This window comes from Lapidilactobacillus salsurivasis (assembly GCF_054785215.1).
On record NZ_BAAABI010000003.1, the window covers coordinates 370,786 to 382,784 of the forward strand.

Annotated in this window: 12 protein-coding genes and 1 pseudogene; 11 read left to right on the plus strand and 2 right to left on the minus strand. The window is 38.4% G+C overall.

Translation table 11 applies throughout. The annotated features are described in order from the left end of the window. The 6 genes and pseudogenes from ACYVSB_RS05780 to ACYVSB_RS05805 all read left to right on the plus strand — a co-directional run bounded on the left by ACYVSB_RS05780 (window position 1) and on the right by ACYVSB_RS05805 (window position 6,688). A complete protein-coding gene (locus ACYVSB_RS05780) occupies window positions 1-2,178 on the plus strand; it encodes a CD3337/EF1877 family mobilome membrane protein (RefSeq protein ID WP_000804748.1) in 2,178 nt (725 codons plus the stop codon). Further along, window positions 2,175-3,176 carry a bifunctional lytic transglycosylase/C40 family peptidase gene (locus ACYVSB_RS05785; protein WP_000769868.1) on the plus strand — a complete coding sequence of 334 codons (1,002 nt, stop codon included), beginning with the start codon at window positions 2,175-2,177 and terminating at the stop codon, window positions 3,174-3,176. The genes ACYVSB_RS05780 and ACYVSB_RS05785 overlap by 4 nt, the downstream gene beginning before the upstream one ends. Further along, window positions 3,173-4,105, plus strand: a complete 933-nt coding sequence (locus ACYVSB_RS05790) for a conjugal transfer protein (RefSeq protein ID WP_001224319.1) — start codon at window positions 3,173-3,175, stop codon at window positions 4,103-4,105. The genes ACYVSB_RS05785 and ACYVSB_RS05790 overlap by 4 nt, the downstream gene beginning before the upstream one ends. A gap of 314 nt (window positions 4,106-4,419) precedes the next feature. Next, window positions 4,420-4,467 (plus strand): annotated as a pseudogene (locus ACYVSB_RS05795) (hypothetical protein); the annotation flags it as partial. A gap of 15 nt (window positions 4,468-4,482) precedes the next feature. Continuing rightward, window positions 4,483-6,402 carry a tetracycline resistance ribosomal protection protein Tet(M) gene (gene tet(M), locus ACYVSB_RS05800; RefSeq protein WP_000691727.1) on the plus strand — a complete coding sequence of 640 codons (1,920 nt, stop codon included), beginning with the start codon at window positions 4,483-4,485 and terminating at the stop codon, window positions 6,400-6,402. A gap of 100 nt (window positions 6,403-6,502) precedes the next feature. Then, entirely contained in the window at window positions 6,503-6,688 is a 186-nt protein-coding gene (locus ACYVSB_RS05805; protein ID WP_011058338.1) for a cysteine-rich KTR domain-containing protein, read from the plus strand. Between the two features lie 59 nt (window positions 6,689-6,747). Here the strand turns inward: ACYVSB_RS05805 and ACYVSB_RS05810 are convergent, their stop codons facing one another. Further along, window positions 6,748-7,101: a helix-turn-helix transcriptional regulator gene (locus ACYVSB_RS05810; protein ID WP_001227347.1), complete on the minus strand. Its 354-nt coding sequence runs from the start codon at window positions 7,099-7,101 to the stop codon at window positions 6,748-6,750. A 504-nt stretch (window positions 7,102-7,605) separates the two neighbouring features. Between ACYVSB_RS05810 and ACYVSB_RS05815 the strand changes: the two genes are divergently transcribed. The 5 genes from ACYVSB_RS05815 to ACYVSB_RS05835 all read left to right on the plus strand — a co-directional run bounded on the left by ACYVSB_RS05815 (window position 7,606) and on the right by ACYVSB_RS05835 (window position 11,602). Beyond that, the gene (locus ACYVSB_RS05815; protein WP_000804885.1) at window positions 7,606-8,028 is read left to right on the plus strand and encodes a sigma-70 family RNA polymerase sigma factor; all 423 of its coding nucleotides are present in this window, start codon (window positions 7,606-7,608) and stop codon (window positions 8,026-8,028) included. Continuing rightward, on the plus strand, window positions 8,025-8,255 hold the full coding sequence (locus tag ACYVSB_RS05820; RefSeq protein ID WP_000857133.1) for a helix-turn-helix domain-containing protein: 231 nt from the start codon (window positions 8,025-8,027) through the stop codon (window positions 8,253-8,255). Before ACYVSB_RS05815 ends, ACYVSB_RS05820 begins: the two co-directional genes overlap by 4 nt. Before the next feature lie 460 nt (window positions 8,256-8,715). Continuing rightward, window positions 8,716-8,919 (plus strand): excisionase, encoded by a 204-nt coding sequence (locus ACYVSB_RS05825; protein ID WP_000814511.1) that lies wholly within the window; start codon window positions 8,716-8,718, stop codon window positions 8,917-8,919. A gap of 81 nt (window positions 8,920-9,000) precedes the next feature. Continuing rightward, entirely contained in the window at window positions 9,001-10,218 is a 1,218-nt protein-coding gene (locus tag ACYVSB_RS05830) for a tyrosine-type recombinase/integrase (RefSeq protein WP_001291561.1), read from the plus strand. Between the two features lie 523 nt (window positions 10,219-10,741). Continuing rightward, the gene (locus tag ACYVSB_RS05835; protein ID WP_461218740.1) at window positions 10,742-11,602 is read left to right on the plus strand and encodes a helix-turn-helix domain-containing protein; all 861 of its coding nucleotides are present in this window, start codon (window positions 10,742-10,744) and stop codon (window positions 11,600-11,602) included. Between the two features lie 236 nt (window positions 11,603-11,838). Here the strand turns inward: ACYVSB_RS05835 and ACYVSB_RS05840 are convergent. Further along, window positions 11,839-11,999: transposase (locus ACYVSB_RS05840; protein ID WP_461218745.1), on the minus strand; the 161-nt coding region annotated here is incomplete at its 5' end.

The window sequence follows — 11,999 nt, forward strand, 5'->3', positions numbered from 1 at the left end:
GTGAAACCATCAATAGTAAACAGAATAAAATCAAACTGGACGCTGAAACGTCTAGGTAAAGTGGCAATGACAGTGGCTTTCACACTTGTGATTGCCATTTTTCTTTTAGCCATGCTGGGAACGGTGGTTCAAGCTGCGGGCTTGGTAGATGATACGGTCAATGTGGCAAATGAATACAGCCGATACCCACTTGAAAACTATCAACTGGATTTTTATGTGGATAATAGCTGGGGCTGGCTTCCGTGGAACTGGTCGGACGGGATTGGAAAACAGGTCATGTATGGACTATATGCCATTACCAATTTTATTTGGACAATCAGTTTGTATGTTTCCAATGCGACAGGTTACTTAGTACAGGAAGCCTATTCCTTAGACTTCATTTCCGCTACAGCAGATTCCATTGGTAAGAATATGCAGACCTTAGCTGGTGTGAGTGCAAACGGATTTTCAACAGAGGGTTTCTATGTTGGATTCCTCTTACTCTTGATTTTGGTTCTTGGGGTTTATGTTGCCTATACGGGACTGATAAAGAGAGAAACCACAAAGGCAATTCATGCCATTATGAATTTTGTGCTGGTGTTTATCCTATCGGCTTCCTTTATTGCCTACGCTCCCGACTACATTAAAAAAATCAATGACTTTTCATCAGACATCAGTAATGCCAGTTTATCACTTGGCACGAAGATTGTCATGCCCCATTCCGATAGTCAAGGCAAGGACAGCGTGGACTTAATCAGAGATAGCCTGTTTTCCATACAGGTTCAGCAACCGTGGCTACTGCTTCAATACAACAGTTCAGACATTGAAAGTATCGGTATTGACCGTGTGGAAAGCCTGCTCTCCACCAGCCCAGATTCCAACAATGGCGAAGACAGAGAAAAAATTGTTGCGGAAGAAATTGAAGACAGAAGCAATACCAATCTAACCATTACAAAGACCATTAACCGTTTAGGTACAGTCTTCTTCCTATTTGTCTTCAATATTGGGATTTCCATATTTGTATTCCTATTAACAGGAATCATGATTTTCTCGCAGGTACTTTTTATCATCTATGCTATGTTTCTGCCTGTGAGCTTTATTTTAAGCATGATTCCATCATTTGATGGTATGTCAAAACGAGCCATAACAAAGCTCTTTAATACCATTTTGACACGAGCTGGAATCACATTGATTATTACGACAGCATTTAGTATTTCAACCATGCTCTATACCTTATCGGCTGGTTATCCGTTCTTTTTGATTGCTTTTCTACAGATTGTGACCTTTGCAGGAATCTACTTCAAGCTGGGCGATTTAATGAGTATGTTTTCTCTACAGAGTAACGATTCTCAAAGTGTGGGAAGTCGTGTGATGAGAAAACCTCGTATGCTTATGCACGCTCACATGCACCGTCTACAGCGGAAACTTGGACGTTCCATGACTACTCTAGGGGCTGGGTCTGCCATTGTTACAGGTAAAAAAGGACAGTCGGGTTCGGGGAGTTCTGCAAGGACACAAGCAGATCACTCCCGACCAGACGGAAAGGAAAAATCAACACTTGGAAAACGTATCGGTCAAACCATCGGTACAGTAGCTGATACCAAAGACAGAATGGTAGACACTGCTAGTGGTTTGAAAGAACAGGTTAAAGATTTGCCGACCAATGCAAGATATGCAGTATATCAAGGAAAATCCAAAGTAAAAGAGAATGTCCGTGATTTAACCAGTAGTATTTCTCAAACCAAAGCGGACAGAGCCAGTGGACGCAAGGAACAGCAGGAACAAAGGCGAAAAACCATTGCGAAGCGTCGCTCTGAAATGGAACAGGTCAAACAGAAAAAACAGCCTGCTTCTTCTGTTCATGAAAGACCGACTACAAGACAAGAACAATATCATGATGAACAGACCTCAAAACAGTCTAATATTCAGACTTCATATAAGGAATCTCAACAAGCCAAACAAGAGCGTCCAGCAGTTAAGTCCGATTTTTCAAGTCCAAAAGTGGAACGCCAAGGCAATACCGTTCAAGAAAAAACCGTTCAAAAGCCAGCAACTTCAACCACTACAGCAGATAGAACTTCACAACGTCCAATCACAAAAGAACGTCCGTCTACTGTTCAAAGAGTACCACTACAAAATACAAGAAGTAGACCACCAATCAAAACCGCCACCATTAAGAAAGTCGGTAAGAAACCATGAAGTTGAAAACTTTAGTGATTGGTGGTTCTGGATTATTCTTGATGGTCTTCTCACTGCTTCTGTTTGTTGCCATTTTATTTTCAGATGAACAGGACAGCGGAATTTCCAATATTCATTATGGAGGTGTGAATGTTTCCGCAGAAGTGCTGGCTCATAAGCCTATGGTAGAAAAATATGCCAAAGAATATGGCGTTGAAGAATATGTCAACATACTTCTTGCGATTATACAGGTGGAATCGGGCGGTACTGCGGAAGATGTTATGCAGTCCTCGGAATCCCTCGGTCTTCCACCTAATTCATTGAGTACAGAAGAATCCATTAAGCAAGGTGTGAAGTATTTCAGTGAATTATTAGCCAGTAGCGAAAGGCTCAGTGTAGATTTAGAATCGGTTATCCAGTCCTACAATTATGGTGGTGGTTTCTTAGGGTATGTGGCTAATCGTGGAAATAAATATACCTTTGAACTGGCTCAAAGTTTCTCAAAAGAGTATTCAGGTGGCGAAAAAGTGTCTTACCCCAATCCCATAGCCATACCTATCAATGGGGGCTGGCGATACAACTATGGCAATATGTTTTATGTGCAACTGGTAACGCAGTATCTTGTCACAACAGAGTTTGATGATGATACGGTACAAGCCATCATGGACGAAGCACTGAAATATGAGGGCTGGCGATACGTTTACGGTGGAGCTTCCCCGACTACTTCTTTTGATTGTAGCGGACTGACACAATGGACGTATGGAAAAGCTGGAATTAACTTACCACGAACCGCACAACAGCAATATGATGTGACCCAGCATATCCCACTATCGGAAGCACAAGCTGGCGATTTGGTTTTCTTTCATTCTACCTATAACGCTGGCTCTTATATTACTCATGTTGGGATATACCTTGGCAATAACCGTATGTTTCATGCAGGCGACCCAATCGGTTATGCCGACTTAACAAGCCCCTACTGGCAACAGCATTTAGTGGGAGCAGGACGAATCAAACAATGAGAAAGGAAGATTTAATGATGAAATTTAGAAAAAATCAGAATAAAGAAAAACAGATACCAAAGGAAAAGAAACCTCGTGTCTATAAGGTCAATCCTCATAAAAAGGTTGTGATTGCCTTGTGGGTACTTTTAGGGCTTAGTTTCAGCTTTGCGATATTCAAGCACTTTACAGCTATAGATACTCATACTATTCACGAAACAACTATCATAGAAAAGGAATACGTTGATACTCATCATGTAGAAAATTTTGTAGAGAACTTTGCGAAAGTCTACTATTCATGGGAGCAATCCGATAAGTCCATTGATAATCGAATGGAAAGTCTAAAAGGCTATCTGACAGATGAACTTCAAGCTCTCAATGTTGATACAGTACGCAAAGATATTCCTGTATCGTCTTCTGTAAGAGGATTTCAGATATGGACGGTAGAGCCAACTGGCGACAATGAGTTTAATGTAACCTACAGTGTAGACCAGCTCATTACAGAGGGAGAAAATACAAAGACCGTCCACTCTGCTTATATAGTGAGTGTCTATGTAGATGGTTCTGGAAATATGGTACTGGTTAAGAATCCGACCATTACCAACATACCTAAGAAATCAAGTTATAAACCAAAAGCCATTGAAAGTGAGGGGACGGTTGATTCCATTACAACCAATGAAATCAATGAGTTTTTAACGACGTTCTTCAAGCTCTATCCTACAGCGACAGCCAGTGAACTTTCCTACTATGTGAATGACGGGATATTAAAACCAATCGGAAAAGAGTACATCTTTCAAGAACTGGTAAATCCTATTCACAATCGTAAGGATAATCAAGTCACGGTATCGCTGACAGTGGAGTATATCGACCAGCAGACCAAAGCAACGCAGGTATCTCAATTTGATTTGGTACTTGAAAAGAACGGGAGTAATTGGAAGATTGTAAAATAACAAATATTGGTACATGATTACAGATACTTTGTAATCATGTACTCTTTTTGATAAAAAATTGGAGATTCCTTTACAAATATGCTCTTACGTGCTATTATTTAAGTGACTATTTAAAAGGAGTTAATAAATATGCGGCAAGGTATTCTTAAATAAACTGTCAATTTGATAGCGGGAACAAATAATTAGATGTCCTTTTTTTAGGAGGGCTTAGTTTTTTGTACCCAGTTTAAGAATACCTTTATCATGTGATTCTAAAGTATCCAGAGAATATCTGTATGCTTTGTATACCTATGGTTATGCATAAAAATCCCAGTGATAAAAGTATTTATCACTGGGATTTTTATGCCCTTTTGGGTTTTTGAATGGAGGAAAATCACATGAAAATTATTAATATTGGAGTTTTAGCTCATGTTGATGCAGGAAAAACTACCTTAACAGAAAGCTTATTATATAACAGTGGAGCGATTACAGAATTAGGAAGCGTGGACAAAGGTACAACGAGGACGGATAATACGCTTTTAGAACGTCAGAGAGGAATTACAATTCAGACAGGAATAACCTCTTTTCAGTGGGAAAATACGAAGGTGAACATCATAGACACGCCAGGACATATGGATTTCTTAGCAGAAGTATATCGTTCATTATCAGTTTTAGATGGGGCAATTCTACTGATTTCTGCAAAAGATGGCGTACAAGCACAAACTCGTATATTATTTCATGCACTTAGGAAAATGGGGATTCCCACAATCTTTTTTATCAATAAGATTGACCAAAATGGAATTGATTTATCAACGGTTTATCAGGATATTAAAGAGAAACTTTCTGCCGAAATTGTAATCAAACAGAAGGTAGAACTGTATCCTAATATGTGTGTGACGAACTTTACCGAATCTGAACAATGGGATACGGTAATAGAGGGAAACGATGACCTTTTAGAGAAATATATGTCCGGTAAATCATTAGAAGCATTGGAACTCGAACAAGAGGAAAGCATAAGATTTCATAATTGTTCCCTGTTCCCTGTTTATCACGGAAGTGCAAAAAACAATATAGGGATTGATAACCTTATAGAAGTGATTACGAATAAATTTTATTCATCAACACATCGAGGTCCGTCTGAACTTTGCGGAAATGTTTTCAAAATTGAATATACAAAAAAAAGACAACGTCTTGCATATATACGCCTTTATAGTGGAGTACTACATTTACGAGATTCGGTTAGAGTATCAGAAAAAGAAAAAATAAAAGTTACAGAAATGTATACTTCAATAAATGGTGAATTATGTAAGATTGATAGAGCTTATTCTGGAGAAATTGTTATTTTGCAAAATGAGTTTTTGAAGTTAAATAGTGTTCTTGGAGATACAAAACTATTGCCACAGAGAAAAAAGATTGAAAATCCGCACCCTCTACTACAAACAACTGTTGAACCGAGTAAACCTGAACAGAGAGAAATGTTGCTTGATGCCCTTTTGGAAATCTCAGATAGTGATCCGCTTCTACGATATTACGTGGATTCTACGACACATGAAATTATACTTTCTTTCTTAGGGAAAGTACAAATGGAAGTGATTAGTGCACTGTTGCAAGAAAAGTATCATGTGGAGATAGAACTAAAAGAGCCTACAGTCATTTATATGGAGAGACCGTTAAAAAATGCAGAATATACCATTCACATCGAAGTGCCGCCAAATCCTTTCTGGGCTTCCATTGGTTTATCTGTATCACCGCTTCCGTTGGGAAGTGGAATGCAGTATGAGAGCTCGGTTTCTCTTGGATACTTAAATCAATCATTTCAAAATGCAGTTATGGAAGGGATACGCTATGGTTGCGAACAAGGATTATATGGTTGGAATGTGACGGATTGTAAAATCTGTTTTAAGTATGGCTTATACTATAGCCCTGTTAGTACCCCAGCAGATTTTCGGATGCTTGCTCCTATTGTATTGGAACAAGTCTTAAAAAAAGCTGGAACAGAATTGTTAGAGCCATATCTTAGTTTTAAAATTTATGCGCCACAGGAATATCTTTCACGAGCATACAACGATGCTCCTAAATATTGTGCGAACATCGTAGACACTCAATTGAAAAATAATGAGGTCATTCTTAGTGGAGAAATCCCTGCTCGGTGTATTCAAGAATATCGTAGTGATTTAACTTTCTTTACAAATGGACGTAGTGTTTGTTTAACAGAGTTAAAAGGGTACCATGTTACTACCGGTGAACCTGTTTGCCAGCCCCGTCGTCCAAATAGTCGGATAGATAAAGTACGATATATGTTCAATAAAATAACTTAGTGTATTTTATGTTGTTATATAAATATGGTTTCTTGTTAAATAAGATGAAATATTTTTTAATAAAGATTTGAATTAAAGTGTAAAGGAGGAGATAGTTATTATAAACTACAAGTGGATATTGTGTCCTGTATGTGGAAATAAAACACGATTAAAGATAAGGGAAGATACTGAATTAAAAAAATTCCCCCTCTATTGTCCGAAATGCAGACAAGAAAATTTAATTGAAATAAAGCAGTTCAAAGTAACTGTGATTACAGAGCCAGACGCAAAGACGCAGAGCCGATAAAATGAGATTAATACAATCTCATTTTATCGGCTCTTTCCGTTATGTATGGATTCTTTTAATTAGTCTTCGATGTTTCTTGCTTCGTTGATACCGCTGGCTAAAGATTCCATTAAGGATAGTTCTTTGTCTGTAAAGCTATCCATGTATTTCTCTATCTGTAATCGTCGGGTGCTTTTTACCAAGTTATTAGCAGGTAAGAAAAATTCATCAACGGAAACATGAAGTAACGATACAAGGTCATAAAGAACTTGTATGCTGGGGTGTTGCCCTTTATTTTCAATATTAGTTAAGTACCGTGGGTCAATTTCAATCAATGCTCCCACTTGTTCACGAGTTAAACCTCGTTTCAATCGAGCTTCTTTAATGGCTAAACCAAAGGCTCTAAAATCATATTTATCTTCTTTTTTACGCATAGTAGACCACCTCTATACATTTTATTGTTCCTACTGAATTAAAAACAGGTATAGAAAAACGTGTTATATGGTTTATAGGTTTATATTTAATAAAAAGCACTACTAAACGCCAATAAAAAAAACCGTTATATGGTAGTGCTATTTACGCTGTTAAAATATTGTATATTACTTCCAAATGGCGGTTTGTTGGAGGTCAACGTCGCCATGAAGTACATCATATACAATAAATTTCCTTACATTGGGTTCTTGTCAAAAAAAGTCGTCTATCTGCAATAGATAAGTACGTCCACCAATGTGGTTTTATAAATCATATAGATAGAATAACAGAAGCATGTAAACAGAGAAATAAATCTGTTTATATGCTTTTTTGGCTATTCAGAACTTTTTTACAAAGTTTATTTATCAGTAATGCAACAAATCCCCCTTTCACATTGGGACTAAGAGTGAAAGGAGATAAACGAGCAAGGCTCACTTCCTTTCCTAGACAGAAAGGGGGTGAGAAACATGAAACCATCTTCTTTTCAGACCACAATAGAAAATCAGTTTGACTATATCTGTAAACGTGCTATGGAAGACGAGCGAAAGAATTATATGCTTTATCTTTCAAGGATTGCAAAGCGTGAGGTGTCCTTTTCGGATGTTGGCGATTATCTTGTTAGCCAGTTTGCGACAACAGATAACTATTCAACTGACTTTCAGATTTTTACACTCAATGGGTTATCAGTAGGCGTTGAAAATGATTTGTTGAGTGAAGCATTACGTGAGTTGCCAGACAAGAAACGTGAAATTCTACTGCTGTTTTACTTTATGGACATGAGCGATTCAGAAATTGCAGACCTGTTGAAATTGAACCGTTCTACTGTCTATCGGCATAGAACCAGTGGACTAGCCTTAATTAAAAAGTTTATGGAGGAATTTGAAGAATGAAAACACAATATCCTATGATTCCCTTTCCTCTCATTGTAAAGGCAACAGATGGCGATACCGAAGCGATTAACCAGATTCTACATCATTACAGAGGGTACATAACGAAGCGTTCCCTACGACTTATGAAAGATGAATATGGCAATCAAAGTATGGTCGTTGATGAAGTCTTACGTGGAAGAATGGAAACCAGACTGATTACAAAGATTTTGTCATTTGAAATTAAGTAATATCCTCTCTCCTTTCGTGGAAGCGTGCTAAACCATTCCACGCTTCCCGAACAGGGAGGTTTGTTATTCCACCAAAGCATATTGAGCTTTCAATGTGTTTTGATAGGCTAACGAGCCATTGTTCTTTGAAAACTGAATAAAAGTAATCGAATACGTTTCGATAAGAAAAGAGCCAACGGAACTAACCGCCATGACCTATCTTATAAAGATAGCGAGCGATTCATGTTAGTGATCCGAGAAGCAATCTTTAGCAGGATTGCCTGCAACGACATTCTTATCGTGATAATGATACTCCCATACAGTCAATAGTCCGAGCGTGATAAAACCGTCGCAGGCAATGAGTATGGCTACATGAGAACCATGCAGGGGTGGAACTCCCGTGAGCTTTGCTAAAGCTGTTCGATTGCTGGTAAAACAACTTTTATGAAATCCAAATAAGTGATTTGGAAAGGAGGATTTTATGAAGCAGACTGACATTCCTATTTGGGAACGTTATACCCTAACCATTGAAGAAGCGTCAAAATATTTTCGTATTGGCGAAAACAAGCTACGACGCTTGGCAGAGGAAAATAAAAATGCAAATTGGCTGATTATGAATGGCAATCGTATTCAGATTAAACGAAAACAATTTGAAAAAATTATAGATACATTGGACGCAATCTAGCGTCGCCAAAGGGTCTTGTATATGATAAAATAGTATTAAGTCGTATCAAGGCTCTTTCCATAAAGGAAAGGAGCAAATGCCATGTCAGAAAAAAGACGTGACAATAAAGGTCGAATCTTAAAGACTGGAGAGAGCCAACGAAAAGACGGAAGATACTTATACAAATATATAGATTCATTTGGAGAACCGCAATTTGTTTACTCGTGGAAACTTGTGGCTACAGACCGAGTACCAGCAGGAAAGCGTGATTGTATCTCACTTAGAGAGAAAATCGCAGAGTTACAGAAAGACATTCATGATGGTATTGATGTTGTAGGAAAGAAAATGACACTCTGCCAGCTTTACGCAAAACAGAACGCTCAAAGACCAAAGGTTAGAAAAAACACTGAAACTGGACGCAAATATCTTATGGATATTTTGAAGAAAGACAAGTTAGGTGTAAGAAGTATTGACAGTATTAAGCCATCAGACGCTAAAGAATGGGCTATTAGAATGAGTGAAAATGGTTATGCTTATCAAACCATCAATAACTACAAACGTTCTTTAAAGGCTTCATTCTATATTGCTATACAAGATGATTGTGTTCGGAAGAATCCATTTGACTTTCAACTGAAAGCAGTTCTTGATGATGATACTGTCCCTAAGACCGTACTAACAGAAGAACAGGAAGAAAAACTGTTAGCCTTTGCAAAAGCTGATAAAACCTACAGCAAAAATTATGATGAAATTCTGATACTCTTAAAAACAGGTCTTCGTATTTCAGAGTTTGGTGGTTTGACACTTCCAGATTTAGATTTTGAGAATCGTCTTGTCAATATAGACCATCAGCTATTGAGAGATACTGAAATTGGGTACTACATTGAAACACCAAAGACCAAAAGTGGCGAACGTCAAGTTCCTATGGTTGAAGAAGCCTATCAAGCATTTAAGCGAGTGTTAGCGAATCGAAAGAATGATAAGCGTGTTGAGATTGATGGATATAGTGATTTCCTCTTTCTTAATAGAAAGAACTATCCAAAAGTGGCAAGTGATTACAACGGCATGATGAAAGGTCTTGTTAAGAAATACAATAAGTATAACGAGGATAAATTGCCACACATCACTCCACATAGTTTGCGACATACATTCTGTACCAACTATGCAAATGCAGGAATGAATCCAAAGGCATTACAGTACATTATGGGACATGCTAATATAGCCATGACGCTGAACTATTACGCACATGCAACATTCGATTCTGCAATGGCAGAAATGAAACGCTTGAATAAAGAGAAGCAACAGGAGCGTCTTGTTGCTTAGTAGTACAAATGAATTTACTACTTATTTACCACTTCTGACAGCTAAGACATGAGGAAATATGCAAAGAAACGTGAAGTATCTTCCTACAGTAAAAATACTCGAAAGCACATAGAATAAGGCTTTACGAGCATTTAAGAAAATATAAAAAGATAATTAGAAATTTATACTTTGTTTATAAACAAAAATTTTCCCCTCTATAGTTTTGCGGCTGACTTGATGCATTTAGCTAATCACATTAACCATTGCTTACCCCGCATCCAACTTTTCATAGATAGAGTTGCTTGTAGGAACCGTTGCAACGTTTTTTGGTACAGTCACGGCGGCCGCTAGAACGGTTAGCACAATGCTAAGTACCGCAACAATCTTTTTGATTTTCCGCATGTGATATCTGCAATTTCCAATTAATTATCTGCTACGTTTGTATACCTGTATCATATCCTGGGTTAAACTTGGCGGTTATTTTTTTATCCTATAGGTTAAACTGCCAGAAGTGCTATACTTGAATAAAGGAAGGTGTTCACATATGGATAATAATGATCTGGGCGTAACCCTACGTGAGTTGAGACAGTCTAAAGATATGACGTTAACAGACACAGCCAAGGGAATTGTTTCAGTGCCCTTTCTGTCAAAATATGAGCGGGGCAATAGTGATATTTCTGCAACTAATTTTCTTAGTTTGCTGGACAGATTGAACGTTAATCTACGCGAATTTGATGAAAAGAATCATCGTATCAATCAACGCTCTCAGCAAGTCTTTCTCGATGAATACTACGAGGCTGTCATTCCAGAAGACACCTTTCTCTTGACTCAGTTGATAAAGCGGGAGCAGGCTTTTCTTCAACAAGACAATAACTATCGGCATGAATACAATATAATCCTGATGCAGCAGTGGCTAAACAGGATTAATGGGGTGCCCTTTGATAATGATCAAGTCAAAGTAATAACCAACTATCTGCTTCAAGTTGACGACTGGAGCCACTACGAGCTTGAATTATTTACTAACGGGCTTTTCTGTTTTTCCGCAGAAACAGTGGGTTTTTTATGTAAATCGGCCTTTAGGAAGGCCACTGCTTTTAGTAAACTGATCACCAATCGGAATGAATTGGCACTGCTCGCGATCAACGTGATCGTGTTATTGTTAGAGAGAAATGCATTGGACCAAATCGCTTCGATCATTGCCATGGCCGAGAGTTCCTTAAACGGGACGAAATTTTATTACGAACGGAATAAACTCAATTACGTTAAGGGTCTTTACGCCCTCCGCACTGGCGACAAAGAGAACGGTCTGAAATTAGCCAATGACGCAATCGCGATCATGTATAGTTTGGGCAGTCATCGCGACGCCAAAGCACATCAAGATGAATTGAAGAAATATTTAAATTAATTTCCGGTTTAACCTATATGAAAAAATGGCGCCGAATTCGCCATAAATTCGATAAGCCGTTATTCCCTGTTCATTCGGCGCCATCAGTCAATTGCCAATATTTTTGTTGCGACGAAGCAGCTGGCAGCTTCCCGCACTGTTAAAAGCGGCGTATTCTATTTCGCCTCGATTCATACCAATTTTGGGCGGGAAACATCTGACTTTAGTCAGAGGAGGAAAGCCTGCACTTACTAACGCTAGTTAGCTTTCTTGCTTGGCCGTCCCGCCTTGCCCCTTTCTGTTCTCTGATTTTGAATATAGTTGGCAACCGTCTCTTTTGACATGTTGCCGAGTGTCCCCATGTAATAGCTTGGCGACCACAAATGTCCACCCCAGAGGAGTTTCTTGGTCTCAGGAT